At 71.6% G+C, this 25,839-nt stretch carries 24 protein-coding genes; 17 read left to right on the forward strand and 7 right to left on the reverse strand.

Annotated features, from left to right (window positions below):
* Together ACYVJS_RS06745 and ACYVJS_RS06750 are read left to right on the forward strand one after the other, a co-directional pair.
* The gene (locus tag ACYVJS_RS06745; protein WP_460738942.1) at positions 1 to 1,092 is read left to right on the forward strand and encodes a sensor histidine kinase; all 1,092 of its coding nucleotides are present in this window, start codon (positions 1 to 3) and stop codon (positions 1,090 to 1,092) included.
* A 17-nt stretch (positions 1,093 to 1,109) separates the two neighbouring features.
* On the forward strand, positions 1,110 to 1,703 hold the full coding sequence (locus ACYVJS_RS06750) for a response regulator transcription factor (protein ID WP_460739871.1): 594 nt from the start codon (positions 1,110 to 1,112) through the stop codon (positions 1,701 to 1,703).
* A gap of 233 nt (positions 1,704 to 1,936) precedes the next feature.
* Here ACYVJS_RS06750 and ACYVJS_RS06755 read toward each other — a convergent pair whose 3' ends face one another.
* The gene (locus tag ACYVJS_RS06755; protein WP_460738944.1) at positions 1,937 to 2,575 is read right to left on the reverse strand and encodes a metal ABC transporter ATP-binding protein; all 639 of its coding nucleotides are present in this window, start codon (positions 2,573 to 2,575) and stop codon (positions 1,937 to 1,939) included.
* Between the two features lie 55 nt (positions 2,576 to 2,630).
* Between ACYVJS_RS06755 and aztB the strand changes: the two genes are divergently transcribed.
* The 5 genes from aztB to ACYVJS_RS06780 all read left to right on the forward strand — a co-directional run bounded on the left by aztB (position 2,631) and on the right by ACYVJS_RS06780 (position 8,323).
* Positions 2,631 to 3,476 (forward strand): zinc ABC transporter permease AztB, encoded by an 846-nt coding sequence (gene aztB, locus ACYVJS_RS06760; RefSeq protein ID WP_460738946.1) that lies wholly within the window; start codon positions 2,631 to 2,633, stop codon positions 3,474 to 3,476.
* Between the two features lie 10 nt (positions 3,477 to 3,486).
* Positions 3,487 to 4,683, forward strand: coding sequence for an ABC transporter (locus ACYVJS_RS06765; RefSeq protein ID WP_460738948.1), 1,197 nt, complete (start codon positions 3,487 to 3,489; stop codon positions 4,681 to 4,683).
* Positions 4,680 to 5,594 (forward strand): zinc ABC transporter substrate-binding protein AztC, encoded by a 915-nt coding sequence (gene aztC / locus ACYVJS_RS06770; RefSeq protein ID WP_460738950.1) that lies wholly within the window; start codon positions 4,680 to 4,682, stop codon positions 5,592 to 5,594. Before ACYVJS_RS06765 ends, aztC begins: the two co-directional genes overlap by 4 nt.
* A 64-nt stretch (positions 5,595 to 5,658) precedes the next feature.
* Positions 5,659 to 6,843: a zinc metallochaperone AztD gene (gene aztD, locus ACYVJS_RS06775; RefSeq protein WP_460738952.1), complete on the forward strand. Its 1,185-nt coding sequence runs from the start codon at positions 5,659 to 5,661 to the stop codon at positions 6,841 to 6,843.
* A 169-nt stretch (positions 6,844 to 7,012) separates the two neighbouring features.
* Positions 7,013 to 8,323 carry a threonine/serine exporter family protein gene (locus tag ACYVJS_RS06780; protein ID WP_460738953.1) on the forward strand — a complete coding sequence of 437 codons (1,311 nt, stop codon included), beginning with the start codon at positions 7,013 to 7,015 and terminating at the stop codon, positions 8,321 to 8,323.
* Positions 8,324 to 8,331: 8 nt separating this feature from the next.
* Here ACYVJS_RS06780 and ACYVJS_RS06785 read toward each other — a convergent pair whose 3' ends face one another.
* A complete protein-coding gene (locus tag ACYVJS_RS06785; RefSeq protein ID WP_460738955.1) occupies positions 8,332 to 9,012 on the reverse strand; it encodes a CPBP family intramembrane glutamic endopeptidase in 681 nt (226 codons plus the stop codon).
* A 161-nt stretch (positions 9,013 to 9,173) separates the two neighbouring features.
* On the opposite strand from ACYVJS_RS06785, the gene ACYVJS_RS06790 reads away from it, so the two are divergent.
* A complete protein-coding gene (locus tag ACYVJS_RS06790) occupies positions 9,174 to 10,091 on the forward strand; it encodes a 2-hydroxyacid dehydrogenase (protein ID WP_460738957.1) in 918 nt (305 codons plus the stop codon).
* Between the two features lie 3 nt (positions 10,092 to 10,094).
* Here ACYVJS_RS06790 and ACYVJS_RS06795 read toward each other — a convergent pair whose 3' ends face one another.
* From ACYVJS_RS06795 to ACYVJS_RS06805, 3 genes are read right to left on the reverse strand one after another with little or no spacing between them, the layout of a single operon-like run.
* Entirely contained in the window at positions 10,095 to 10,865 is a 771-nt protein-coding gene (locus ACYVJS_RS06795; RefSeq protein ID WP_460738959.1) for a hypothetical protein, read from the reverse strand.
* A 32-nt stretch (positions 10,866 to 10,897) separates the two neighbouring features.
* Positions 10,898 to 11,746 carry a hypothetical protein gene (locus ACYVJS_RS06800; RefSeq protein ID WP_460738961.1) on the reverse strand — a complete coding sequence of 283 codons (849 nt, stop codon included), beginning with the start codon at positions 11,744 to 11,746 and terminating at the stop codon, positions 10,898 to 10,900.
* A gap of 35 nt (positions 11,747 to 11,781) precedes the next feature.
* A complete protein-coding gene (locus ACYVJS_RS06805) occupies positions 11,782 to 12,342 on the reverse strand; it encodes a nucleotidyltransferase family protein (protein WP_460738963.1) in 561 nt (186 codons plus the stop codon).
* A gap of 50 nt (positions 12,343 to 12,392) precedes the next feature.
* Between ACYVJS_RS06805 and ACYVJS_RS06810 the strand changes: the two genes are divergently transcribed.
* Together ACYVJS_RS06810 and ACYVJS_RS06815 are read left to right on the forward strand one after the other, a co-directional pair.
* Positions 12,393 to 13,469 carry an XdhC family protein gene (locus tag ACYVJS_RS06810; RefSeq protein WP_460738965.1) on the forward strand — a complete coding sequence of 359 codons (1,077 nt, stop codon included), beginning with the start codon at positions 12,393 to 12,395 and terminating at the stop codon, positions 13,467 to 13,469.
* 122 nt (positions 13,470 to 13,591) lie between these two features.
* Positions 13,592 to 14,359, forward strand: a complete 768-nt coding sequence (locus tag ACYVJS_RS06815; protein WP_460738967.1) for a nucleoside phosphorylase — start codon at positions 13,592 to 13,594, stop codon at positions 14,357 to 14,359.
* A 91-nt stretch (positions 14,360 to 14,450) separates the two neighbouring features.
* On the opposite strand, the gene ACYVJS_RS06820 is transcribed toward ACYVJS_RS06815, so the two are convergent.
* Positions 14,451 to 15,428 carry a zinc-binding dehydrogenase gene (locus ACYVJS_RS06820; protein WP_460738969.1) on the reverse strand — a complete coding sequence of 326 codons (978 nt, stop codon included), beginning with the start codon at positions 15,426 to 15,428 and terminating at the stop codon, positions 14,451 to 14,453.
* A gap of 81 nt (positions 15,429 to 15,509) precedes the next feature.
* The gene (locus tag ACYVJS_RS06825) at positions 15,510 to 15,902 is read right to left on the reverse strand and encodes a DUF1304 domain-containing protein (RefSeq protein ID WP_460738971.1); all 393 of its coding nucleotides are present in this window, start codon (positions 15,900 to 15,902) and stop codon (positions 15,510 to 15,512) included.
* A gap of 74 nt (positions 15,903 to 15,976) precedes the next feature.
* On the opposite strand from ACYVJS_RS06825, the gene ACYVJS_RS06830 reads away from it, so the two are divergent.
* The 7 genes from ACYVJS_RS06830 (at position 15,977) to ACYVJS_RS06860 (ending at position 25,790) form a co-directional block, all read left to right on the forward strand.
* Entirely contained in the window at positions 15,977 to 16,567 is a 591-nt protein-coding gene (locus ACYVJS_RS06830) for a TetR/AcrR family transcriptional regulator (RefSeq protein WP_460738973.1), read from the forward strand.
* Positions 16,568 to 16,915: 348 nt separating this feature from the next.
* Positions 16,916 to 17,752, forward strand: coding sequence for an FAD binding domain-containing protein (locus ACYVJS_RS06835; RefSeq protein WP_460738975.1), 837 nt, complete (start codon positions 16,916 to 16,918; stop codon positions 17,750 to 17,752).
* A complete protein-coding gene (locus ACYVJS_RS06840) occupies positions 17,749 to 20,451 on the forward strand; it encodes a molybdopterin-dependent oxidoreductase (protein WP_460738977.1) in 2,703 nt (900 codons plus the stop codon). Before ACYVJS_RS06835 ends, ACYVJS_RS06840 begins: the two co-directional genes overlap by 4 nt.
* Before the next feature lie 231 nt (positions 20,452 to 20,682).
* Positions 20,683 to 21,294: a helix-turn-helix domain-containing protein gene (locus ACYVJS_RS06845; RefSeq protein WP_460738979.1), complete on the forward strand. Its 612-nt coding sequence runs from the start codon at positions 20,683 to 20,685 to the stop codon at positions 21,292 to 21,294.
* 233 nt (positions 21,295 to 21,527) lie between these two features.
* Positions 21,528 to 22,901: an amidohydrolase family protein gene (locus ACYVJS_RS06850; RefSeq protein ID WP_460738981.1), complete on the forward strand. Its 1,374-nt coding sequence runs from the start codon at positions 21,528 to 21,530 to the stop codon at positions 22,899 to 22,901.
* 10 nt (positions 22,902 to 22,911) lie between these two features.
* On the forward strand, positions 22,912 to 24,417 hold the full coding sequence (locus tag ACYVJS_RS06855) for an aldehyde dehydrogenase family protein (RefSeq protein WP_460738983.1): 1,506 nt from the start codon (positions 22,912 to 22,914) through the stop codon (positions 24,415 to 24,417).
* Positions 24,414 to 25,790, forward strand: a complete 1,377-nt coding sequence (locus ACYVJS_RS06860) for an NtaA/DmoA family FMN-dependent monooxygenase (protein ID WP_460738985.1) — start codon at positions 24,414 to 24,416, stop codon at positions 25,788 to 25,790. The genes ACYVJS_RS06855 and ACYVJS_RS06860 overlap by 4 nt, the downstream gene beginning before the upstream one ends.
* Positions 25,791 to 25,839: the final 49 nt, after the last annotated feature.

The following is a 25,839-nucleotide window of genomic DNA, read 5'->3' on the forward strand; positions in this document are numbered from 1 at the left end:
GTGACGACCCCTTCCGCGCCCCGGCGCATGCCACAGGATCCGTGGCAGCGCTGGGGCTGGGTCATGGCCATCGTGTGGATGGTCTTCCTGGTCTTCCCGGTCGTCTCGCTGCTGTCGTCACCGTCACCCCTGGCCCTACTCGTGCTGGGGTGGGTTGCGCTGGCGGGGTTCGCCGTGGCCTACGTCGTGGGGTTCGTCGCGGGGATGCGGTCCGCCTGGGGCACGCCGAGCCGACTCGTGAAGACGCTCTTCTGGGTGCAGATCGCATGCGCTGCAGCCACCGTGCCCGCGATCGCCGACGGCGCCCTGAGCTTCGTGCCGTTCGTGATGTCGTACGCGAGCTATGGCCTGCGACGCATGTGGCACTGGGTGACGATGACCGCGGGCATCGGGCTCGTCGTCGTCGTGATCGTCATCACGGGCTCGATCGAGGACAACGTCCAGATCCTGTCGGTGGTCATCATGATCTCCGTCATCAACACCGTGACGAGCTGGCTCATCGGACGCTCCGTCGACACGGATCGGATCCGGCTGGAGCTCGCCGCCAGCGACGAACGAACCGCGATCGCCCGCGACGTGCACGACCTGCTCGGGCACACACTGACGGCGGTGAAGCTCAAGGCCGAACTGGCCGAGCGGCTCGTCGAACGCGACCCCGATCGCGCGAAGGCCGAGCTCGCCGACATCGTGCGGCTCACGGGCGAGGCGATCACGGGCGTGCGCAGCACCGTGACCGGCATCCGCGGGCAGGCGTTCGCGGAGCAGCTGGTCGCGAGTCGTGCGGCGCTCGAGTCAGCGGGGATGGCCGTCGTGGTCAGCGGCGACGCCGCATCCCTCTCTCCCGCCCAGTCGCTGCCGGCGGGGTGGATCGTGCGGGAAGCGACGACCAACATCCTGCGCCATGCGCACGCCCGCACGGTGCGCATCTCGGTGGCGCCGGGCGTCGTGACGGTCGACGACGACGGCCAGGGGGTGCGCCAGCGCCCGGGCAACGGCATCCGCGGCATGCAGGAGCGGGCGGCCGCAGCCGGCGCCGTGCTCGAGGTGGCTCCGGCGCCCAGCGGTGGAACGAGAGTGAGCATGACGTGGTGAACGCACCGATCCGACTGATGCTCGTGGACGACCAGGCGCTCGTCCGCGGCGCGATGGGCGCCCTGCTCGAACTGGAGGGCGACCTCGTCGTGGTCGCCGAGGCCGCCGATGGTGCGCAGGCCGCATCCCTCGCCCGTGACACGACACCCGACGTCTGCCTCATGGACATCCAGATGCCCGGGGTGGACGGGATCACCGCCACGTGTGAGGTGCGCGCGGCGAGTCCGGCGACCCGCGTGCTCGTCGTCACGACGTTCGCCCGGCCGGGCTACCTCCGCCAGGCTCTGGATGCGGGAGCCAGCGGCTTCATCGTGAAGGATGCGCCGGCGGATCGCCTGGCGGATGCGGTGCGGCGCGTGCACGCGGGGCTCCGGGTGGTCGATCCCGAGCTCGCCGAGGCGTCGCTCTTCGAGGGGCAGAGCCCGCTGACCGAGCGTGAGCAGCAGGCGCTGCGCCTGTCGGCCGACGGTCGGGCGGTCGCGCAGATCGCCGCGGAGATGTTCCTCTCGGCGGGCACCGTGCGCAACCACCTCTCGTCGGCGATTGGCAAGACGGGTACCGAGAATCGCTCGCAGGCGGCGCAGTTCGCCCGCGAGAAGGGCTGGATCTAGCTCTCGGCCGCCCGCGGACGTTCGTCCACGGTTGTTCGCCTGTCACAGATCGGCGCATTCCGCCCGATCTGTGACAGGCGAACAGGGGCGGCGCGGGCACGAGGCGAACCGGGGCGGGGCGGGGCGGGGCGGGCCCGGGCACGAGGCGAACCGGGGCGGGGCGGGGCGGGGCGGGCCCGGGCACGAGGCGAACCGGGGCGGGGCGGGGCGGGGCGGACCGGGCCGGCGCGGGCTCACACGAGGCGGCCACCTTCGAGGCGGAGCACGCGCCCGGCCGCCGCGATGAGCACCGGGTCGTGGCTCACGCACACGACGACGGCGCCGCGCCGTCGCTCCCGCTCGACGGCGGAGAGGATGCGGGAGCTGCTGGCCGCATCCAGCCCCGTCGTCGGCTCGTCGAGCAACAGCACGTCGGCGCGGCGGGCGAGCGCCTGAGCCAGCAGCGCACGCTGACGTTGACCGCCGGAAAGCATCGCCACGGGCCTGGCGGCGAGGTCGGTGATCTCCAGCGCGACCATCGCCTCTCCCGCATCCGTCCGCTCCGCGCGTGAGGGCAGCGGCAGCCGGCGCCGCCAGGCGCCGATCCGCACGAGCTGCGCGACCGTGAGCGGCAACCCCTCGGCGATGGACGACTGCTGCGGGACGAAGGCGATCCGGCGTGCCCCGTCGACGACGCCGGTCCGGCCCGGCCGCGCCCCGGCGAGCGCCTCGAGAAGCGTGGTCTTGCCCGCGCCGTTCGGGCCCGTGACCACGGTCGTCACGCCCGGATCGAGGCGCAGATCCAGCGGGTGCAGCAGCGTTCGGCGATCGATCTCGACACGCAGGCCGACCGCGTACAACGCGGGGGCCGTCGGCGGATCGGAGAGGACCATTCGACCAGTCTAGCCAGTTTGAGAACGGTTCTCATTATCGCTACGGTCGGGTGTCGTGACCCTCCTCCTCCCCCTCGAGCACGCGTTCCTGCTGCGCGCGCTCGTCGGCGGCTCGCTCGTGGCCGTGCTGTGCGCGGTCGTGGGCACCTGGGTCGTCATCCGGGGAATGGCCTTTCTCGGCGAGGCGCTGGCGCACGGGATGCTTCCCGGCGTCGCTCTCGCCACCGTGCTCGGCGCTCCCGTTCTCCTCGGCGGCGCCGCGAGCGCCGTGGCCATGACGATCGGGATCGGGGCACTGCGCCGGCGAGGGCGTCTCGCGTACGACACGAGCATCGGGCTCCTCTTCGTCGCGATGCTCGCCATCGGCGTCATCGTCATCTCGTACTCCGGCAGCTTCGCGACGGATGCGACCGCGATCCTCTTCGGCGACGTGCTGGCGATCTCGGCCGAGGATCTCGCGGTGCTGGGCGTGGCCACAGGGATCGGCCTGACGGTCGCCGTCCTCGCGCACCGCGCGCTGGTGGTCGTCGCCGTGGACACGCGCGTGGCCCGGGTCATGGGCGTGCGTCCGGCCTGGGCCGAGGCCGCCCTCACCGGTCTCGTGACGCTTGCGGTGGTCACGTCGTATCAGGCCGTCGGCTCGCTCCTCGTGGTCGGGATGCTTCTCGCTCCGGCCGTGGCCGCCCGACCGTGGGTGCGTGGGATCGGCGCCACCATGATGCTCGCCGCCGCCATCGGGGTCGCCGCCGTCACCGCGGGACTCTCGCTCTCGTGGCATCTCGGCACCGCCGCGGGGGCATCGATCGCCGCATCCGCCATCGCCGCGGCGGCGTTGTCCGCTCTGCTGCGCTCCCCGTTCACCTCCCGCCGCTCCGCCGCCGCGGTGCCGGCTCCGCTCTAGAAAGCTCCGTGTGCGTCATCCCCTCGCCTTCACCGCCCTCACCGCATCCGTTCTCCTGCTCGTCGCGTGCGCGAGCGCTCCCGGAGCCTCTCCCACCGCAACCGACGGCACCGGCCACGGGCAGGTCTCCGGCGCCGCCGAGGTGAGCGAGCCGCCCCTGCACCTGCTGACCGCGACGACGGACGGCCGATTGACGCTGCTCGACCTGCTCTCCGAGGAGACCTCGAGCCTCGGCCGCATCGACGTTCCGCTCACGACCGCCACGGACGGCCGCTACCTGTTCTCCGACACCGGCGACGGCGTCGAGATCGTCGACAGCGGGATGTGGACCTGGGATCACGTGGATCACTTCCACTACTACCGCGCCGAACCACGCGTGCTGGACAAGGTCCCCGGCCACGGCACGGCTCGTATCGCGACGACCAATTCGTCGACGACGGGCGGCACCGGGATCTTCTTCGCCGACGGGGAGGCCGTGCTGCTGGACACCGAGGCCCTCTCCCAGGGCGCGATCGTCGAGCGGTTCCGGATGCGGATGCCCCGGCACGACGGCTACATCGTGCCGGTGGGCGACCACGCCCTCGTCACGACCGGCGAGGGAACCGTCCAGGTGCGCGACCGCGACGGCGCCCTCCACGGCGACCCCGTCCCCTGCGCCGATCCCGCCGGCACGCTCACCACGCGTGTGGGCGCAGTCCTCGGATGCCGGGATGGAGTGCTGCTGGCCGTGGCCGCCGACGCGGGCATCAGCGTCGAGCGCATCGCGCTGCCCGACGGAGTCGCGGCTCCCCGCGTGTGGGCCAACAGGGAGGGGCGCCCGACCGCCGCGGGTCTCAGCCCCGACGGATCGATCGTCCTCCTCGACACACGCGAACGCAACGCGACGGCGGTCGCCGCCCCGAGGCCGCTTCTCGCCGTCACGGCCGTCGACGACGCATCCGAGCACGTGCTGGGGCTCACAGTCGACGGACGAGTGAGCGTGATCGACGGCGCGACCGGTGTCGAGTCGGCCCTGACCGAGCCGCTCGTCGCCGCCTCGCTGGCGGCCGGCCGGGCGCCTACCCTCATCGCGGACGACCGACGCGCGTACCTGAACGGAGTCACCGAACGCCGGCTGTTCGAGATCGACTTCGCGGATGCGGCGCGCATCGCACGCACGTTCATCACGGCCGACGAGCCGGCCTTCGTCGCGGAGACCGGCCGATGACCGCCGGGCGGCGCATCGCCGCGTTCGCCGCCGCGCTCGTGGTCGCGGGCGCGCTGTCGGCCTGCGCCCCGACGATCGAGGATCGACCCCTCGTCGTGGTGTCCACCAACATCCTGGGCGATGTCGTGACGGAGCTGGTGGGCGACCAGGCCGAGGTCGTGACCCTCATGAAGCCGGACTCGGATCCGCACTCCTTCGAGATCTCGGCGCGGGAGGCGGCTCGGCTGCGCTCGGCCGACCTCGTGGTCTCGAACGGTCTCGGGCTCGAAGAGGGCCTCGCGCAGCACCTCGAAGCGGCGGCGGACGAGGGCGTCACCCAGTTCGTCGCGGGTGACGTCATCGACGTCCTGCCGTACGCGAGCGAGGAGGCGGACGGCACCGACGACCCGCATTTCTGGACCGATCCCGCGCGGATGCTGCAGGTCGTCGACGCGCTGGAGCCGACGCTCGCGGGCATCGACGGGGTGGATGCGGCGACTCTCCGCGCCGACACCGCCGCGTATCGCACCGAGCTGGCGGCGCTGGATGCCGAGATGAGCGAAGCCCTCGCCGCCATCCCCGCCGAGAGGCGCGCACTCGTGACCAATCACCACGTCTTCGGCTACCTGGCGGACCGCTTCGACGTGCGTCTCGTGGGTGCCGCGATCCCCGGCGGCACGACGCTCGCCGCACCGAGCGCCGCCGACCTCGCGGAGCTGGTCTCCGCCATCCGGGAGGCAGGCGTGCACACGATCTTCGCCGAGTCCTCCTCGCCCGATCGGCTCATGCGCGCCCTGGCCCAGGAGGCCGGCGTCGATGTCCAGGTCGACGAGCTGTTCACCGAGTCGCTCACCGCCGCCGACGGCGCCGCCGGCGACTACCTGACCATGATGCGCGTCAACACGCAGCGCATCGTCGCCGGGCTCTCCTGAGCCCATCCATACGGCCGCACCGGTCGGCGGGCCCGCCCGCGAACCCACAGAAACGAGGCACCACATGCACCTGAAACGTCCCGCGCTGCTCGCGCTCGGACTCGCCGCCGCGGCGACGCTGACCGCCTGCGCCGGCACCGCTCCTGCGCCCGCATCCTCGAGCGCCGCCGACACTCCCGCCGGCGAACGCGTCGCGATCAGCTACGAGGGCGGCATCCTCGTGCTCGACGGCACGACCCTGGAGACGGTCGGAGACCTCGTCTCCGAGGAGTTCACCCGGCTCAATCGGGCCGGCGACGGCTCGCACGTGCTGGTCACGATGAGCCAGGGTTTCCAGATTCTCGATACCGGTGCCGCATCCGGGTCCGAGCCGACGCTCACCGATCTCGTGTTCCCCGCGGACGCTCCCGGACACGTCGTGCGGCACGCCGGCAAGACGGTGCTCTACGCCGACGGCACGAGCGACACGACGATCATCGACACGGATGCGTTCGCCTCGATCGGCGAGGCCCTTCCCGCCTCGACGACGATCCCCGGCACCGAGGCGCACCACGGCGTGTCGATCGTGCTCGAGGACGGCACCTTCGTGACCACCGTGGGCTCAGCGAACGGTCGCACCGGCATCACGGTGCGCGACGAGGACGGCACCGAGATCACCTCGAACGCCGACTGCCCCGGCGTGCACGGCGAGGGCACGGCTGCCGACGAGGTCGTCGTCTTCGGATGCGAGAACGGCGCGCTGATCTACCGCGACGGCAAGATCGCGAAGGTCACGGCACCTGACGCGTACGGCCGCACCGGCAACATCTTCGTCACCGACACGAGCCCGCTCGTCGTCGGCGACTACAAGAACGACCCGGATGCGGAGGGCTACCTGCTCTCGAACGTCGCCTTGATCGACACCGAGAAGGCGAGCATGAAGGTCGTGCCGCTCCCGGAGGGCGTCTCGTACACGTTCCGCGACCTCGCGCGAGGCCCGAAGGACCTCGGCTACATCCTCGCCACCGACGGATCGATCCACGTGATCGATCCCGCGAGCGGCGATCTGGTGGACGAGTTCCCGGTCATCGCACCGTGGGAGGGCCCGCTCGAGTGGCAGGACCCGCATCCCGCGATCGTCGTGTCGGGCGAGATCGCCTACGTGACCGAACCCGCAGCCAGGAAGGTGCATGCTGTCGACCTGACGAGCGGTGAGGTACTCGCGAGCACGACGCTCGCCGTGACCCCGAACGAGGTCGCCGTCTCCTGACCGGAGGATGCCCCCTTGGGGTACCCACCCCACGTTCGCCTGTCACAGATCGCGCGGAACGCGCCGATCTGTGACAGGCGAACAGGTTGTGTGAGCCCATGACACGCGGGGCGGGCGCGGTGGGGCCTTGGTCCCGCATCCGAGGGCGTCGGGATGGGAGGATGTCAGCATGGCCGGCGCCCGTATGATCCCGGCGGACGACGGCGACGCCACCCCCCTCGATGAGACGCGTCTCGAACCCGTGCGGTTCGTCGCGCTCACCGATGCGGTGCTGCGCCTGGGAATCCTGATGCTGGGCGCGGGCGCCTCCTCCGCGCGCGTGCGCACCACGATGGAGCGCGTCGGCCGCGCCTGGGGCATCGAGACCATGAATGCCCGCGTCGGCATGCTCGACATCGTCCTCACGGTCAGCCGCGGCCAGCTCGTACGCACCCGCGTGGCAGAGGTCGCACGCCCCGTCGTGAACGCCGAACGCATCGCGGCCCTGCAACGGCTCTCGCACGAGGTCGAGGCCGAGGCGGGCGGGAGCGTCGACGACTTCGCCGCACGTCTGGATGCGATCGCCGCGCGTCCGGCCCGCTACGGGATGCTGCTCCGCATCCTCGCGGCCGGCGCGGCCTGCGCCGCATTCGCCCTGCTGAACAACGGCGGATGGGCGGCAGCGGTCGCCGTCGGCGTCGGCGCCGCCGCCGGTCAGGCGGTCCGGATGCTGCTGGGCCGCGCGCGGCTGAACGAGTTCCTTACCGTGTTCCTCGCCGCGGCGACGGCGCTGCTGATCTATCTCGGCGCCGCCCAGTTCTTCGAGGTGCTGGGCCAGCCGTTCGCCCACGACGCCGCCCTCACGAGCGCCGTGCTCTTCCTCGTGCCCGGCTTCCCGCTGGTCACGGGCGCGATGGACCTCGCCCGCCTCGACCTGAACGCGGGGATCGCCCGCGTGGTCTACGCGTGCCTCATCCTGCTCACCGCCGGCTCGGCCGTCTGGGCGGTGGCCGCCCTGTTCGCCACCTCGCCGGGCGCGGTCGTGACGCCACTGCTGGACGAGCCTGTGCTCGCCGTCATGCGCCTCGTGGCGGGGTTCGTCGGCGTGCTCGGTTTCGCGCTGCTGTTCGCCACTCCCTGGCGCATCGCGATCGCCTCGGCCGCGGTGGGCGCGATCGCGAACACCGCGCGTCTGACGGCGGTGGATGCGGGACTCATGCCCGCCGTCGCGGCGATGGCCGCGGGGCTGCTCGTGGGCCTCGGCGCCTTCGTCTGCTACCGCCGGCTCGACGCGCCGCGAGTGGCACTGACGGTTCCGGCGGTGGTCATCATGGTCCCCGGTGCGGCGGCGTATCGCGCCATCGTCGCCACGATCGACGGCGACACGCTCGCGGCGGTGCAGAACAGCGTGCAGGCGTTGTTCGTGGTGGCGGCGCTCGCGATCGGGCTCACGGTCGCAAGAGTCGTGTCGGAGAAGGAGTGGGGCGACCGCTCCCGCTGAACCGGCTGTCAGCCGGCGATCGCCGCGCCGATGACGGCCAGGCCCGCGTCGTAGAGGACGTGGGCGACGATGACCGAGGCGAGTGAGCAGCTCGGCCAGACCACTCGGGCTGTCGCAAGCATCGCTCCGATACACGCGGTCACCAACACCTGCACGATGTCGCCGCTGACGAGGTGGAGAAGCCCGAACAGCACGGAGGAGACGATGATCGCGCCGACGCGCGATGCCAGGGCGATCCGCAGCCGCCCCAGCAGATATCCCCGGAACATCAGCTCCTCGGCGACCCCCACCGTGAGGGAGGAGACGAGCGCGAACCACAGGGTGTTCTGTCCCGCGCCGACGATGCCGCCCACATCCGCACCCGCCAACGCCGGGACGCCGACGACCAGCGACAGCAGCAGGACCGCGAGCAGGATGCCGGCGATCATCTGCTGTGCGGGTCGCTCGCGGGTGAAGCCGAGCGGGATTGTCGTTCGCAGCCCGTCGAAGCGGTGCGCGAGGATGACGAGCACCACCATCGCGAGGTAGATCCCGAAGAACACGGTGAGACGGCCACTGGCGCCCGATACCACCGCGTACAGGAGCGCGGCCGCTGTTCCGACGGCCCCGACGAGGACCACGACGACGGCGATCGCCACCGCTGCGCGAGCGCGCGGCCGCGCCGGACGCACGACCCGAACGGCGGACATGGCGCCAGGCTAGGACGCGGGCCGGCAGGCGCCCCGTGCGTGCCGCAGGAGATAACCCTTCTGCGGGACGATTCGCACGGGATCCTCCTGCGCCAGGCCGGCGCCGGATGCGGCAGCGCAACACCCTCGGGGTTCATGGGCACGGTGGCTACGCTCGCAGCATGACGCCCTCCCGCCTCATCGTGTCCGTGCCCGATCCCGCGTTCGCCGCCGAGCTGGTGGACCTCGGTGAGCAGGTGGAGGTGATGGTCTGGCCGATGGACGCTGCCGCCCCGGCGGACCGGATCGACCTGGTCGTGCCGCCGTACATGAGCGCGCGCGACGTCGTGGCACGACTCGAGGGCGTCGAGACCCGCCTCGTGCAGAGCCAGTCGATCGGCTACGAGGGAACGGAGGAACTGCTGCCCCCGGGGATCGTGTTCGCGAACGCGGCAACCGTGCACGAGACGTCGACGGCGGAGCTGGCCGTCGCCCTGACTCTCGCGGTCCAGCGCGAACTCGATGTCTTCGCCCGTCAGCGCGACTGGACGCGCGCCTTCGCGCAGAGCCTCGCCGACCGCCGCACCACCGTGCTCGGCTTCGGCGGCGTGGGCAAGGCGATCGCCGCGCGCCTGCGCCCCTTCGAGGTGCACCTGCGCGCCGTCGCGACGCACGCCCGCACCGAGGACGGCGTCGAGGTGGCGGCGCTCGAGGACCTGCACGCCGTGCTCGCCGAGACGGAGGTGGTGATCCTCGCGCTCCCCGCATCCGAGCGCACCCGCGGCATCATCGGCGACGCCGAGCTGGCGGCCCTGCCGGACGGCGCACTGGTGGTCAACGTCGGACGCGGCACCCTCATCGACACGGACGCGTTGGTCGACCACGTGCGCCGCGGCCGCATCCGCGCCGGACTCGACGTCACCGACCCCGAGCCGCTGCCGGCGGATCACCCGCTCTGGGAGCTGCCCGGCGTGCTCATCTCGCCCCACGTCGGCGGCGCATCCACCGCGATGCAGCCGCGGATGGTGGCCCTCGTGCGCCGCCAGATCGCCCACCTGCTCGCGGGTGAGGAGCCCGAGAACGTCGTGATCCGCACCTGAAGCTCAGAACCCGGGAGGCAGCTCTCCCTCGTCGACGAGGATGACGTCGCCGTGGCGAGTGAAACGGACGACACCCCCGTCGGGGAAGCGCGCACGCGTCTCGTCGGGATACCGCATCCCACCCTCGCCCGCTCGCGGCGCGCGCATGACGTAGAAGTCGATGGCGGGTTCGAGCCCCGCGCCCGTGCACGTGCCTGAGCTCGAGCCTCCGGCATCAGACATCGTGGCCCTGACGATGATGCACGCGTCGGTCGCATAGACCTCCAGGCCCCTGTATGAGCCGTACGAGCGCAGGTCGTCCTGATCGAGCCCCGGGATGTCCCACTCGGTCATGGTCGGGGCCCCACCCGGCTGCTCGGTGAGCCGCGCGGCATGCTGCTGATCGTCGCGCGCACCCCATGGGAGCGTCCACGCCGTGAGTCCTGCGGCGACGACCGCCGTCACGAGGATGCTGAGGACCCACGCCACGCGCAGACGGCGATCGAGCGTCCGCGGCGCCGCCTCCGCGATCAGCGAGACCGGAGCGATGAGCGTGACCGGCGCCGGATCCTCGGCAGGAGGCGGATCATCCGCGGCGGCCGGAGCCGGCGCGGCGGCCGCTTCCCGCGCGGGTTCCGGCTCCGGCTCCGGGGTGTGCGAAGCGCTCGGCCGCCGGGTCGAAAGCGCGGCCTCGAGCGCGGCGAGCCGCGCGAACCCCGCCTCGTCGAGATCGGCATCCGGCCCGTAAGCGCGGGCACGCAGGCGCGCGAGCTCTTCCTCGGTCGGGTCGGGCATGTTCCTCCTTGCTCGGACGGATCTCGGGGGTCTCAGCGGCGACTCGGCAGCGCGCCCTCGTCGACGAGCACCGCGTCGCCGCGAAGCGTGAATCGGATCACGCCGCCGTCCGGGAACCGGTCGAGCACCGCATCCGGCAACGGCATGTTGGAGCCGACGTTCGAGCCGGTGACATAGATCTCCATGATCGGAGCCAGCCCCTCCCCGCCGCACGCGCCCCAGATAGGCCGCCGGGTATCGCCCACGGATGCCTCGAGGCACGAGTCGACGGAGTAGATGTGGAGCCCGAGGTACTCGCCGAAATAGCGCGCACCGTCTTCCATCGACATCGATCCGCGCGTGCGCTCATCTGTCGCAGTGTCGGTCTGCAGCGTCAACGTCGCAGCGCGTCCCGCGCCGTCCGAGGGACGCATCCACACCGTGACCAGCGCCGTTACGACGACCGCCACCACGATGCTCGCGAGCCAGACCCACCGCATCCTTCCGCTCGGCAGCAGCGGAAGGATGCGCGAGGCGGCGCTCGGTCGTGCGGGCACCGCCGGTTCCTCCGCGGGAGCCTCCGGCGCAGCGTCGGGCAGCGGCTGGTACACGACCTCGGGCTCGGGTGCGGGCGCGACGTCGTCCTCGCGCAGTCCGGCGCGCAGCCCGCGCCGCGTCGGGGCCGCGGCATCGGATGCGGCGCCCTCGGGTTCCGACGGTGCTCCGAAGAGCGCGGCGAGCGCGTCCGCGGCATCCGCCGCACGCCCAGGGACGGGCACGGCGGAGGCCCTGCCCTCCTGCAACTCGGCGAGCCGGGCGAGACCCGCCGCATCGATGTCGGCGGCGGGACCGTACGCACGCGCCTGCAGACGCGCCAGCTCGTCCTCGGTGTCGTCCGGCATAGGCCCATTCTGGGCTGCGACGGCGTCCGGGCGCATCAGCGGGTGTCGCGGTCCTCGCCCGACCAGAGATCGGCGCAGTCGATCATCCGAGCCCCGTGGGCACGCAGATAGTCACGGGCCCCGCGATCGCCGACGACGGATGCGGCCAGCGCCGGCCAGTGGTCACGGCCGATCACCACCGGATGCCCCGGGCGGTCGCCGTACACCGCCTGCACGAGCGCTGCGGCATCGGCATCGCTCGCCACGCGGCGCACCGCGGCGGCGGGGAGATCGGGTGTGTCCACCGTGACGATCGCGAGAGCGACCGCATCCGAGGCCGTCGCGGCGGCGAGCCCCGCGCGCAGCGAGGCGCTCATCCCCTCCGACGGATCGGCGACGAGGACCGGCTCCGCGTCGGCGGGCACGAGCGGCAGCACCTCGTCGAGGGTCGCGCTCACGGCGACGTAGATCGGCAGGCAGCCCGCATCCCGGAGCGCTCCGACGGCGAGCGCCAGCCACGAACGTCCGTCGGTGGTGCGGGCGAGCGCCTTGGGAGAGCCGAACCGGCGCCCCGCACCCGCGGCGAGAACGAGCCCGGCGACGCGTGGCTGGGGCATGATCAGGTCAGCGTATCGTGCACGAAACACGCGCTGGTTAGCGTGGGAGGATGCTCGAACTCGCCGCCGACCTGTTGCCGCTGCTGCGCGCGGGCCAGACCGTGGCGACCATCACCGTCACGGGAGTCGCCCGCTCCGCTCCTCGTGGTGCCGGCTCGGCGATGGCCGTGACGCGCGACGCCCGGGTGATCGGCTCGATCTCGGGCGGATGCGTGGAGGGTGACGCGGTCGCCCTCGCCCTCGCAGCGCTCGCCCGCGGCACCGGCGATGCGGCGCGGTTCGGCTTCACCGACGATCAGGCGTTCGCCGCGGGCCTCGCCTGCGGCGGCACGATCGACGCCGTCATCAGTGTCGTCTCGCCCACGGATGCGGTCGCCCGCGATGCGCTCGAGCGCACGGCGGCGGATCGCCCGGCCGCCATCGGCATCGTCGCCTCGGGACCTGCCGCCGGCACGCTCGTGCCGCACGACCCGGTGCCCGAGAGCGCCCTGCACGACGACCTGCTCGTGGTCGCCGCGCCTCGCCGCCCACGCCTCGTGATCCTCGGCGCGGGCGAGCACGCCGCAGCCCTCAGCCGGGTGGCCGCCGCATCCGGCTTCGCCGTCGCAGTGTGCGACGTGTGGGACACTCTCGTCACCGCCGAGCGGTTCCCCGAGGCCGACGAGCGGGTGTGCGCCCTCCCCCACGAGTACCTACAGCAGCTCGACGAGCGGGGCGAGCTCGACGAGCGCACGGCGGTCTGCGTGCTGACCCACGACCTGCGCCTCGACATCCCGGCGCTGCAGACCGCCCTCGCCCTGCCCGTCGGCTTCGTGGGCGCGATGGGTGCCCGGCGCACGGTGGCCCGACGGGCGGACCTGCTGCGCGAGGCCGGTGTGTCCGACACCGATCTCGCCCGCCTGCACTCGCCGCTCGGGCTGGATCTGGCCGGCGTCACGCCGTCGGAGACGGCGATCGCCGTGCTGGCCGAGATCGTCGCCGCGCGCCGCGGCGGGTCAGGCCTGCCGCTGCGCGCAGGCACCGGCGCCCTGCACCCGCGCACATCCGCGCCCGCATCCGCATCCGCATCGCGAGAGAGCATCCTCGCGCCGAGCGAGGATTCGATCGGATGCTCGCTCGAAAAATGAGTGCGCGCTCGGCGAGGGAGGCGCGCTCGCGGTGCTAGCCTGACCGCGCGTCCTAACAACCATGGCGGCAGCCAGGGCGGGGACTGCGACGAACCGTTCGTCTCAGCACCCGAGGAGCACGCATGTCTCAGCCCGTTGACAAGTCCCAGGCCGGTCTGACCGCCCGGCAGTACCACATCGGAATCGCGCCGGGAGAGGTGTCGTCCGTGGCTCTCCTGCCGGGCGATCCGTTTCGGGTACCGCTGGTCGCGGAGTTCCTGACGGACGTGCGCGAGGTCGCGCACAACCGGGAGCACCGCACGATGACCGGCTGGTACAAGGGGCGCCACATCACCGCCACCTCCACGGGCATGGGCTGCCCCTCGACCGCGATCGCCGTGGAGGAGCTCGCCCGCGTCGGCGTGACCTCGTTCATCCGCGTCGGCAGCTCCGCCGGACTCCAACCGGGCATCGAGCCCGGCGACCTGCTCGTCAGCGAGGGGAGCTTCCGCAACGACGGCACGACGGATGCATACCTGCCCAAGGGCTTCCCCGCGGTGCCGGACCTGTCGCTCACGCTCGCGTTGCAGCGGCACTCCGAGCGGCTGGCCGCCGCATCCGGCACGCGCTCGCACAGCGGCATCAGCGTGAGCGACGACGCGTTCTACGCCGAGACGCCGGAGTGGATCGGCGAGCTGAACCGGATGGGCATCCTCAACGTCGAGATGGAGGCGTCGGCGCTGTACATCGTCGCGCGGATGCGGGGACTGCGCGCCGGCATGGTGTGCGCCTGCTCGAGCAACCTCGTCGACGGCTCGTCGCTGTACGACGAGAAGAACACCGCGCTCAAGGACGGCTGGATGCGCTCGATCGAGGCAGCCCTGGAGACCGCGGTCGAGCTGGAACTGTAGCCTCCACGCGAAAGAGCACCCGTTCACCGAGTGAGCACCCCATCGGGTACTCGCTCGGTGAACGGATGCTCGCTCGGAGGATGACGCGCGGTCAGGGCTTGAGCAGCACCTTGCCGATGCGGCCGGGCTCGAAGTTGGCGCGGGCCGCATCCGAGATCTCGTCGAAGCTGAAGGTGTGCGAGGCCGGGAGCGTGAGAACGCCCTCGCCGATGCGCGTCACGAGCTCGCGCAGCAGCTCGCCGCGGCGCGCCGGCGCCATCGACGAGCTGACCTTGCTGCCCCAGAAGCCCTTGACCGTGGCCTGCTTGAAGATCACGTCGCCCGAGGCGATCTCCATGATCGGCGAGGCCATCGCGCCGAAGGCGACCAGCGTGCCGTTCTCGGCGAGCAGCGAGAGCACCTCGCCGGATGCGGCACCGCCGACAGAGTCCACACCGGCGACGATCGGGGCGCCACCGGTGATCTCGGCGACGCGCTCGCGCCAGTTCTCACCCTCGGTGGACACGACGTTGCCGATCCCCAGCCCCTCGAGCTCCGCCACGCCCGCGTCGCGGCGGACGAGTCCGAGCACGTTCAGGCCGCGGGCGACCGCGAGCTGCGCCACGAGGCGTCCGACGGCGCCGTTCGCCGCGTTCTGCACGAGCCAGTCGCCGCGCTCGAGCTCGAGGAACTCGATGAGGCTCAGGGCGCTGAAGGGCATGGAGACCAGCTGGGAGGCGGTGACGTCGTCCATCGCGTCGGGCACCGGGATCATCGCGGCCGCGTAGCCGATGAAGTACTCGGCCCAGACCCCGAACGTGCCGCCGGTGGCGACGCGCTGACCGACGCTCAGATTCTCGACGCCCTCGCCGACCGCATCCACGACGCCGACGGCCTCGGTCCCGGCTCGCGCCGGGAGCTCGGGCTTGAAGCCGTACGTGCCGCGCACGGTCCACAGGTCGTGGTTGTGGATGGGCGAGAGCAGCGTCCGCACGCGAACCTGTCCGGCGCCGGGCTCGGGGAGCGGGGCATCCTCGACGTGAAGGACCTCGGCAGGATCACCGAAGGCGGAGTGCACGATGGCGCGCATGTTGTTCCTCTTTCTCGTGGGGTGAGGGAAGACGGGGGCGTCGGATGGACGCCCCCGGAGTCGTTGCCGTCAGGCCGGGCTCTACTGCAGCAGCAGGCCGACCGTCGTCGCGATGACGGCGAGCAGCGGCAGGGTCCCCTGCGTGATCGCCGCGCGGGCCTTGGTGCGGTCGGAGAGCAGCAGCACGAGGGCCGCCGCCAGCATCGAACCGGTGCCGGTCAGCACGAGGGCCGCGCCCACCGCGTTCGCGCCCGCGGCGACTCCGACGATGCCGACGAAGACCGCGATCGCGAGGAACAGGTTGTAGAAGCCCTGGTTGTACGCCATCGGCTTCGTCATCTGCACCTGCTCATCGCTGCCCAGGCCGAAGGTCTGGCGGGTGCGAGGACGATCCCAGGCGAACGATTCCATCCAGAAGATGTAGACGTGCAGCACGGCGGCGAGGCCGGCGAACACGAGTCCGACGATGAGCATGGAATCCTCCTGTTATTGCAACGGTCGTTTCAATATATACTGCAATGGACGTTCTAGTAAAGGCGGTGGTCGGAATGGGTCGCACTCGCACCTTCGACGAGGACGCGGTCGTGCGCGCGGCGCGCGACGTGTTCTGGCAGCACGGCTACGCCGAGGCATCCGTTCCGGACCTCGAGGCGGCCACCGGACTCGGCCGTTCGAGCCTGTACCACTCGTTCGGCAGCAAGCGCGAGCTGTTCGTCGCGGCGATCGAGAGCTACCTCGACGAGGTGATCCGACCACGGCTCGCCCCTCTCCTGGGACCCGACGTGAGCACCGATGCGCTCGAGACCTACCTCACCGGTCTTGCCGCCGCTCTGCAAGCCCCTCGGACACATCTCGCCGAGCACGGCTGCCTTCTGATGAACACCGTGCGCGGCACCCTCGCCGACGACGAGCACGTCAAGCGGGCGGTCGGCCAGTACCGCACCGAGCTCACGACGGCCTTCGCCGCCGGCGTCGCCGCCCGCCGCCCGGATCTGGATGCGGAAAGCCACGCCGTCCTCACCCGCTCCTGCACCGCGCACGTGCTCTCCGCCATGGCCATCGTGCGTGCCCAGCCCGCAGCCGCCGCAGACCTGGTGGACAATGCCCGCATCCTGGCCACCGGGTGGACGCCGCGCTGACCCGGAGCCCGCGCCCGCACCGTCACGGCGCCCGAAATCCTGCAGAACCGGCCGGTCGGGGCCCCGACGGGGTCGGCACACCGTTTTGCAGGAGTTGCGTCGCCGGGAAGGGTGGGATGCGGTCCGCGCCCGAACACGGCTCCTGCCGCATCCGCGTGCGCGAACTCCTGCAGAACCGCCGCGCTACGGCCGGGCAGAGGACTGCAGGACAGGTTTTGCAGGAGTTGTGCTCGCGTGCGGGCGTAGCCTGCTCGCCGAGGGACCGCGGGCTCACGCCCGCGAAACACCCACGAAACGCCGCCCTGGTTCACTGAGGGCTGTTCATGTGACCAACATCCCGAGGCAGCCGTGGACATCACGACCATCACGAGTTTCCGCCCGGCGCGAAGCCGGTCCGACCTGCGCCTGAACGAGGGCGAGGTCTTCCTGGCGGGCGGCACCTGGCTCATGAGCGAGCCCCTGCCGGGCACCACCGGCTTCGTCGATCTCACGACCCTCGGCTGGCCCGAGATCGAGCTCACCGACGACGGCCTGCGGGTCGGGGCGACCTGCACCATCGCCCGCTTCCTCGCCTGGGCCGAGGGGCGCGCCGCCGACCTGCCCCCGGTGCCCGCCGAGTGGACCGCCGCGCACCTCGTCACGGATGCGGCGCACGCCCTCCTCGCCTCGTTCAAGATCTGGAACACCGCCACCGTCGGCGGCAACGTGTGCCGCTCGTTCGCCGCGGGCGCCATGATCTCCCTCGCCGCGGCACTCGACGCGACGGCGGTCATCTGGACACCCGACGGCGGCGAGCGCCGCATGCCCGTGGCCGAGGTGCCCACCGGCAACGGCACCAACGTGCTGGCCCGCGGCGAGGTCCTGCGCGCGCTCGAGTTCCCCGCATCCGCCCTGCGCTCCACCGTGCGCCTGCGCAAGATCGCCCTCGCCGAGCTGGGCCGCTCCGGGGCGGTCGTCACCGGCCGCGTCGACGAGGACGGCACGAGCGTGTTCACCCTCACCGCCGCCACGGCGGCTCCCACCGTGCTGCGGTTCTCCACGCTGCCGGATGCGGCGACCCTCGCTGCATCCGTCGGGTCCGTGTCCGGCTACTACACCGATCCCCTCGGCGCTGCGGACTGGCGGCGAGGGGTGAGCATCGAATTCGCGGAGCGGATCCGCGCCGAGCTGGAGGAGGCCGCATGAGGTTCGAGGTCAACGGCACCGGCATCGAGGCGGAACCTGCTCCCGGCCAGTGCCTGCGCACGCTCCTGCGCGAGCACGGACAGACCGAGGTCAAGAAGGGATGCGACGCCGGCGACTGCGGCGCCTGCTCGGTACTCCTGGACGGCGAGCCCGTTCACTCCTGCATCATCCCGGCCGTGCGGATGGAGGGCCGGTCGGTCACGACCGCCGCGGGCCTCGCCCCGCCCGGCGAGCTGCACCCCGTGCAGGAGGCGATCGCCGAGAACTTCGGATTCCAGTGCGGGTTCTGCACGCCCGGAATGAGCGTGACCGCATCCACCGTCTGCGAACACGACCTCGACGATCTCGACCGCAAGATGAAGGGCAACCTGTGCCGGTGCACGGGGTACCGCCCCATCCGCGAGGCCATCCGCTCCTCGGTGCTCGGCCCCGTACGCGAGACCGGGGCCGCGCCCACCGGCGCCGTCGGGACCTCGCTCGTCCCGCCCGCCGCCCGCCGCATCGTGCAGGGGCTCGAGCCCTACACGTTCGACGAGCCCGTCGTCGGCACCCTCGTGCTGCGTGTGCTGTCGTCGCCGCACGCGCACGCCCGCATCCGGTCGATCGACACGTCCGCCGCACGCGCGATCGAGGGCGTCGTGGCGGTGTACACGCACGAGGACGTGCCCGACGTCCTGTACTCGACCGGCCGTCACGAGCACCGCACGGACGACCCCGACGACACCCGCCTGCTCGACTCGGTGGTGCGCCACGTGGGTCAGCGCGTCGCCGCCGTCGTGGCGGAGTCGGCCGCGGCGGCGGATGCGGCCTGCCGCGCCATCCGCGTGGACTACGAGGTGCTGCCCGCCGTCTTCGATCCGGAAGCCGCCCGCACTCCGGGTGCGCCACTGCTGCACCCCGACCGCACGCCGCAGGACCGCGTCGACCACGCCGATCGCAACACGGTGCTCTCGCTGCAGGAGAACCACGGCGGCGACGTCGAGGAGGCCCTGGCGGGCAGCGAGGTCACCGTCACGGGAACCTGGCAGACCGGTCGTGTCACGCACGCACAGCTCGAGACGCACGGCTCGGTCGGATGGATCGACGACGATGGACGGCTCGTCATCCGCTCCAGCACCCAGGTGCCGTTCCTCGTGCGCGATGAGATCGCGCGGATCTTCGGCCGGGACCCCGCCGAGGTGCGGGTCTTCGCGGCCCGCGTCGGCGGGGGCTTCGGCGGCAAGCAGGAGATCTTCACGGAGGACCTCGTGGCCCTCGCCGTGCTCGACACGGGCCGTCCGGTCTCGTACGAGTTCTCGCGCACCGACGAGTTCCAGCGTGCCGCGCTGCGTCATCCGATGCGCGTCGCCGTGACGCTCGGCGCGACCCGCGACGGTGTGCTGACCGCGATGAAGCTCGACCTGCTGAGCGACACCGGCGCCTACGGCAACCACTCGCGGGGCGTGCTGTTCCATGCGTGCGCCGACGCGATGACGGTGTACCGCTCGCCCGTGCGCGGCATCCACGCGGAGGTCGTGTACACGAACAACGTGCCCTCCGGCGCCTTCCGCGGCTACGGGCTCGGCCAGGTGATCCTGGGGGTCGAGTCGGCGATGGACGAGCTGGCCCTCACCCTCGGCATGGACCCGTTCGAGCTCCGGCGCCGCAACGTGATCCGTCCGGGCGACGACCTGCACGAGCCCGACCTGCGCTGGGGCTCGTACGGTCTCGACCAGTGCCTGGATCTGGCCGAGACCGCGCTGCGGCGCGGCAACGGCGTCGACGCACCCGAAGGGTGGGCGGTCGGCGAGGGCATGGCGGTCGCGATGATCGCCACGATGGCTCCCTTCGGCCACATCTCCCACACCACCGCGACCCTGCGCCCCGACGGCACCTACGCGCTGCGCGCCGGCACGAGCGAGTTCGGCAACGGCACCACGGTCGTGCTGCGGCAGATCGCCGCATCCGTGTTCGGTGTCGACGTCGACCGGCTCGACCTCAAGACCGCCGACACCGATCTCGTCAGCCACGACACGGGAGCGTTCGCCTCGGCGGGCGTGACGGTGGCCGGCAAAGCGCTCTATGCCGCTTGCCTCGCCCTCGAGCAGCGGATGCTGCACATCGCGCGCGAGCTCGTCCCGGATGCGGAGCCCGAGCTCACTCCCCACGGCGTGCGCGCCGGCGACCGGCTGCTCTCCTTCGCGGAGATCGTGGCGGCGGCATCCGACGCGACGGAAGAGGGCCTCACGGCGACGGGCGCGGAGCTCGGCGAGGTGCGCTCGCTCGCGTTCAACGTGCACGCCGTGCGGGTGGCCGTCGACCCCTCGACCGGCACCGTGCGCATCCTCCAGTCCATCCAGTCGGCGGATGCGGGCACAGTGCTCAACCCCGCCCAGTGCCGGGGACAGGTCGAGGGCGGCGCGGCGCAGGGCATCGGCAGCGCACTGTATGAGGAGGTGCTGATCGACGAGGACGGCCGCGTGGAGAACCCCGTGTTCCGCACGTACCGGGTGCCGCAGTTCGCCGACATCGTGGACACCGAGGTGTACTTCGCCGAGACCCGCGACGACCTCGGTCCGTTCGGCGCGAAGTCGATGAGCGAGTCCCCTTACAACCCTGTCGCCCCGGCGATCGGCAACGCCATCGCCCGCGCCCTGGGCGTGCGACCGTACCAGCAGCCGTTCACCCGCGAGCGCGTCTGGCGGCTCGCTCAGGAGTGAGCCCCGGGGCTCCCGCGCGCCGTATCCCGCGGCGCTCCGAAACGCGGCGCCGCGGCGCCGGGCACGACGAATCGCGTCCCTCGAACACGTCGGGAGCACGTGATCCGCGTCGGGAGCACGTGATCCGCGTCCCTTGAACACTCTCGGCGCCCGCATCCGGCCGGGGCGCGGCGTTCCAGCCGGCCGGCGCAGTTTGTGGCACGGCGGGCCCGGTGCGATCCTGGGTCCGTGATGACCGATGCCCTGACCGAGCCGGATGCGGCGAGCCCCGCCGGCGCGGAGTCGTACATCGGCGTTTCGCTCGGGCGCCGCATCCGTGCTGCCCGCACGTCCAAGAAGCTGTCGATGCGGGCTCTGGCGGGCGCGGCGGAGATCAGTCAGCCGTTCCTGAGCCAGATCGAGGGCGGCCGCACGATGCCGTCGATCCTCACGCTCTTCAAGCTGGCGAAGGTGCTCGACATCTCCCCGTCGGAGCTGCTGCCGGCAAACGAGGAGCCGGAGCCGATCCACGTCGTCCGCCGCGGGGAGGGCGAGCTCGTTCCCGTCTCCGAGAGCGACGACGGCGCCGTCAGCCGGATCATCTCCTCGGCCGCCACGCGCGGCGCGACCGTGCAGGAGTACCGCATCGCCCGCGCTCCGTACGTGGGCGAGTGGTTCGAGTCCGACGGCGAAAACACGATCTACCTCGTCACAGGGTCCCTGACGGTCGAGCTGGAGGACCGCGGCTCGTGGACGCTCGGCGCGGGCGACGCCCTCTCCCATCCCGGAGCGTTGCGCAACCGCTGGCGCATCGACGGCACCGAGCCGGCTGTGCTGTTGCTCGTGCACGTCGCCGAGCGCTGACGCGCCGGACCCCGCATCCACATCCACGGAGGCTCACCCTCCGGCTACCCCCCCCCCCCCCCCCCGCAGGCCCACCCTCACCCCCGGCTCGCCTGTCACAGATCGTCGCCGTGGCGTCGATCTGTGACAGGCGAGCAGATCGGGCTGTTCCGGCACACGGTTCGCCGGAGAGGTAACGCGCGCGAAACGCGATTGGTATGTGTAATCAACGATAGGTATCTACGATCGGCAGCGTGCCTCCCACCGCGCGCCTCTTCCTGCCCGATCTCGTCGTCACGATGGACGACGAGCGCCGCGTTCTCACGGATACGGGCGTGCTCGTCACCGGCGACACGATCACCGACGTCGCCCCCCGCGCCGAGCTGATCGCGGCGAACCCCGATGCCGAGCGCATCGAGCTGCCCGACCGCCTGCTCATGCCGGGCCTGATCAACGCCCACCACCACTCCGGGATGCTGCGCGGCACCGCCGAGCACCTGCCGGTCTGGGAGTGGCTGCGACTGCACATCGACCCGATGCACCGCGTGCTCCGCCCCGACGAGGCCGAGGCCGCGGCGTGGCTCTGCTACGCCGAGGGACTCCTGGCGGGCACCACGACCGTGGTGGACATGTGGCGGTACATGGACGGTGCGGCGCAGGCCGCATCCGTCCTCGGCAACCGCGTCGTGACGGTCAACTACGTCGGCGAGCACCCCGACTTCGACTACTTCGACACCCTCGACGACAACGAACGGATGCTCAGCGAATGGACGGGCGCAGCCAACGGCCGCATCATGCCCTGGGTCGGACTCGAGCACCCGTTCTACGCGGATGCGGCGGGCCAGCGCCGCGCGATCGCGCTGGCGAACGCCTACGGCACCGGTCTCTACACGCACTGCAGCGAGTCGGAGATCGAACTCGCCGACTTCGCCGACCGTCACGGCGCGCGCCCCATGTTCGCCCTCGAGGAGCTCGGCTTCTTCGATGTGCCGCGCGCGATGATCGCCCACGCGGTGTGGCTGGATCAGGCCGAGGTCGACCTCATCGCCGCGCGCGGCGTCGGCGTCTCGCACAACCCGGTCTCCAACATGAAGCTCGCCAGCGGCATGGCGCCGGTCGCCGAGATGCTCGCCGCGGGTGTCAACGTGGGGCTCGGCACCGACGGTGAGAAAGAGAACAACAACCTCGACATGTTCGAGGAGATGAAGGTCGCCTCGCTTCTGGGCAAGCTGCGCACGATGGATGCGGCCGCGATGGACTCGTGGCAGGTGCTGGGCATGGCGACCCGCGGCGGCGCGGCGGCGATCGGCCGCGGCGACGAGCTCGGCGCGCTGACGCCGGGCCGGAAGGCCGACTTCGTGGCCGTGCGCACCGACACCCCCCGCATGACCCCGTTCATGCCCGACGGCGCATATCCCAACATCCACCACAATCTCGTGCACGCAGTGCGCGGCTCCGACGTCGACATGACGGTCGTCGACGGCGACATCGTCGTGCGGGACGGCCGCCTCGTGAACGCCGACCTCGGCGAGCTCATCGACCGTGTGCGCGCACTCGTTCCCGACCTCTTCGCCCGCCGCTCCGCGTGGATCGCGGCGCAGGGCGAGCTCGACGGACTGTTCCACTGAAAGGCACCGCATGACTCTCGCGCTCGATCACGGGCCGCTCCGCGAGCGGGTCGCCCGCTTCCTCGCCGATGACCCCGGACGCCTGCTCATCGGCGGACGCTGGGTCACCGCATCCGATACGTTCGCCTCGCTCGACCCGGCAACGGGCGAGACTCTGGCGCACGTCGCCCGCGCCTCGGCCGGCGATGTCGATGCCGCGGTGCGCGCGGCGAGTGCCGCACTGGAGAGCGCCGCGTGGGCACGGATGCGGCCGGCCGACCGCTCGAAGCTGCTGTGGCGTATCGCCGACGTCATGGAGGAGCACCTCGACGACCTCGCCGAGCTCGAGACGCTCGACCAGGGCAAGAGCCTCGGCACGGCGCGCTTCGGCGAGGTGCCGGCGGCCATCTCGCAGTTCCGCTACTACACGGGCTGGCCCACGAAGATCACCGGTGAGACGATCCCGACCTCGCTCACCCGCACGCCCGAGGGCAAGGACGTGTTCGCCTACACGCGGCGGGAGCCCGTGGGCGTGGTCGCGGCGATCGTGCCGTGGAACTCCCCGCTCATCATGACGGCGATGAAACTCGCCCCCGCCCTGGCCGCAGGCTGCACGATCGTGCTCAAACCCGCCGAGAACACCTCGCTCAGCGCGCTCTACCTCGGTCGCCTGCTGCAGGAGGCGGGGCTGCCCGACGGCGTCGTCAACATCGTCACCGGCTACGGACACGAGACGGGACAGGCGCTCGTCGAGCACCGCGGCGTCGCGAAGATCGCCTTCACCGGCTCCACCGCGGTCGGCAAGAAGCTGGTGGCGACCGCATCCGATCGCCTCGCCCGGCTCACGCTCGAGCTCGGCGGCAAGTCGCCGTCGATCATCCTGCCGGATGCGGATCTGTCGGCCGCCGTCGCCGGAGTCTCGCGCGGGATCTTCGACAACGGAGGCCAGGTGTGCGTCGCGAGCGCACGCATCTACGCGCACCGCGACGTGTACGACGAGGTCGTCGCCGGGATGGCAGCGGCGGGCGATGCCCTGAAACTCGGCCACGGCCTGGCAGTCGGCACCGATCTCGGGCCCCTCGTGAGCGAGACGCAGGCCCGGCGCGTCGCCGCCTACGTCGACGAGGGCGCGGCCGATGGTGTCACCGTCGTCACCGGCGGCGAGCGCACCGGAAGCGCTGGAACCTTCTTCACGCCGACGGTGCTGACAGACGTCCCCCCGCACGCACGCCTCATGCGCGAGGAGATCTTCGGCCCCGTCGCCGTCGTGACCCCGTTCGACGATCTCGACGAGGTCGTCGGCTGGGCCAACGACAGCGACTACGGGCTCGCCGCCAGCATCTGGACCGAGGGGCTCAGCAACGCCCACCGCGTCGCGGCACGCCTGCAAGCGGGAACCGTGTGGGTCAACTGCCACTCCTTCCTCGGTCCGGAGCTGCCCAAGGGCGGGCACAAGGAATCGGGCTGGGGTTACGAGAACGGAGCGCAGGGGTTGGAGAACTACCTCGAGACGAAGTCGGTGGTGATGGTCGTATGACAAGGATCGCGCTCGGGGTCTTCGAGATGATGAACCCCTCCAACGGGATGCCGACGTGGACGCATCCGGACGGCCGCGCTGACGATTGGGACCGCCTCGACTACTGGGTCGATCTGGCGCGCGAACTGGATGCGGCCGGCTTCGACTTCCTCTTCTTCGCGGACACCTACGGCTACGCCACCCTCGAGGGGCGGATGCCCGACGAGGTCGCCGCCCACGGCATCCAGTTCCCCGCCCTGGATCCGATGCTGGCGATCGCGACGCTCGCGCGGGCGACCGAACGTCTCGGCTTCGTGGTGACCTCGCCGACGACCGTCGAGAAACCCTACGGGACCGCTCGTCGCTTCGCGACGCTCGACCGCTTCACCGACGGACGCATCGGCTGGAACGTCGTGACCGGCAGCTCGCAGGCGACCACGGACCAGCTGTTCGGTGTGACCGAGATGCTCGACCACGACCAGCGCTACGACGCGGCCGACGAGTTCCTCGACACCTGCCTTCGTCTGTGGGAGCACAGCTGGGACGACGACGCCGAGCTGCGCGATCGCGATCGGGGCGTCTACGCCGACCCGGCGAAGTTGCACCGCGTGGAGGTCGAGGGCACGTATCAGCGCGCCGCCGGGATCTTCGCGGTGCCGCCGACCCCGCAGCGCACTCCGGTGCTCTTCCAGGCCGGCACCTCTGATCGCGGCCGCGCCTACGCCGCCCGCAATGCCGAGGCCGTGTTCATCCAGGGCCAGTCGATCGCCGCCGCGAAGGCGCACGTCGACGACATCCGCGCACAAGCCGTGACCCACGGACGCGATCCGCACGACATCGCCGTGATCTCGGGCATGACCGTGACCGTGGCTGCCACCGAGGCAGAGGCACGCACCCTCCGAGACGAGTACGAGAGCGTGCTGCAGCGCGCGGATGCGGCCGTCATGTTCGCCGGGATCACGGGGCTCGATCTCACCGGCATCGACCCCGACACCAAGGTCGTGGACCTGCGCACCGACCTCGGTCAGACCCTCATCCAGCGCTACGCGCGACAGAACGCCGAGATGCGGGTGGGCGAGATCCTCGACCAGTTCCGCACGAAGGCGATCCGCGGGTTCCAGATCACCGGTTCCCCCGAACAGGTCGCCGACGAGATCGAGGCGATCGTCGACGGCTCGGGGCTCGACGGCCTCATGCTCGAGCCGACCTTCGGCGGGCCCGGAGCCTATCGCGCGTTCATCGAGCTCGTCGTACCCGTGCTGGCCGAACGGGGACGCGTCAGCCCGCCCGTCGGCGCCACGCTGCGCGAGCACTTCGGCGGCGGCCCCCGCCTCGCCGCCACGCACCGCGCACATCGGCTCGCGGCGCGCGAGACCGCATCCCTTCCGTCCTGATCCGACGCCCCACATCCCCGGTTCGGGGTGCGATTCCTGCGGTGGGGCG

Source organism: Microbacterium neimengense (assembly GCF_054782995.1).

Bases quoted from the DNA above. Each gene is read 5' to 3' on its own strand.
- aztD (WP_460738952.1), top strand. From the start codon at position 5,659: ATGCACCTGAAACGTCCCGCGCTGCTCGCGCTCGGACTCGCCGCCGCG.
- aztC (WP_460738950.1), top strand. From the start codon at position 4,680: ATGACCGCCGGGCGGCGCATCGCCGCGTTCGCCGCCGCGCTCGTGGTC.
- ACYVJS_RS06830 (WP_460738973.1), top strand. From the start codon at position 15,977: ATGGGTCGCACTCGCACCTTCGACGAGGACGCGGTCGTGCGCGCGGCG.
- ACYVJS_RS06810 (WP_460738965.1), top strand. From the start codon at position 12,393: ATGCTCGAACTCGCCGCCGACCTGTTGCCGCTGCTGCGCGCGGGCCAG.
- ACYVJS_RS06805 (WP_460738963.1), bottom strand. From the start codon at position 12,342: ATGCCCCAGCCACGCGTCGCCGGGCTCGTTCTCGCCGCGGGTGCGGGG.
- ACYVJS_RS06790 (WP_460738957.1), top strand. From the start codon at position 9,174: ATGACGCCCTCCCGCCTCATCGTGTCCGTGCCCGATCCCGCGTTCGCC.
- ACYVJS_RS06780 (WP_460738953.1), top strand. From the start codon at position 7,013: ATGGCCGGCGCCCGTATGATCCCGGCGGACGACGGCGACGCCACCCCC.
- ACYVJS_RS06800 (WP_460738961.1), bottom strand. From the start codon at position 11,746: ATGCCGGACGACACCGAGGACGAGCTGGCGCGTCTGCAGGCGCGTGCG.
- ACYVJS_RS06855 (WP_460738983.1), top strand. From the start codon at position 22,912: ATGACTCTCGCGCTCGATCACGGGCCGCTCCGCGAGCGGGTCGCCCGC.
- ACYVJS_RS06825 (WP_460738971.1), bottom strand. From the start codon at position 15,902: ATGCTCATCGTCGGACTCGTGTTCGCCGGCCTCGCCGCCGTGCTGCAC.
- ACYVJS_RS06815 (WP_460738967.1), top strand. From the start codon at position 13,592: ATGTCTCAGCCCGTTGACAAGTCCCAGGCCGGTCTGACCGCCCGGCAG.
- ACYVJS_RS06845 (WP_460738979.1), top strand. From the start codon at position 20,683: ATGACCGATGCCCTGACCGAGCCGGATGCGGCGAGCCCCGCCGGCGCG.
- ACYVJS_RS06755 (WP_460738944.1), bottom strand. From the start codon at position 2,575: ATGGTCCTCTCCGATCCGCCGACGGCCCCCGCGTTGTACGCGGTCGGC.
- ACYVJS_RS06750 (WP_460739871.1), top strand. From the start codon at position 1,110: ATGCTCGTGGACGACCAGGCGCTCGTCCGCGGCGCGATGGGCGCCCTG.
- ACYVJS_RS06795 (WP_460738959.1), bottom strand. From the start codon at position 10,865: ATGCCCGACCCGACCGAGGAAGAGCTCGCGCGCCTGCGTGCCCGCGCT.
- ACYVJS_RS06820 (WP_460738969.1), bottom strand. From the start codon at position 15,428: ATGCGCGCCATCGTGCACTCCGCCTTCGGTGATCCTGCCGAGGTCCTT.
- ACYVJS_RS06860 (WP_460738985.1), top strand. From the start codon at position 24,414: ATGACAAGGATCGCGCTCGGGGTCTTCGAGATGATGAACCCCTCCAAC.
- ACYVJS_RS06785 (WP_460738955.1), bottom strand. From the start codon at position 9,012: ATGTCCGCCGTTCGGGTCGTGCGTCCGGCGCGGCCGCGCGCTCGCGCA.
- ACYVJS_RS06840 (WP_460738977.1), top strand. From the start codon at position 17,749: ATGAGGTTCGAGGTCAACGGCACCGGCATCGAGGCGGAACCTGCTCCC.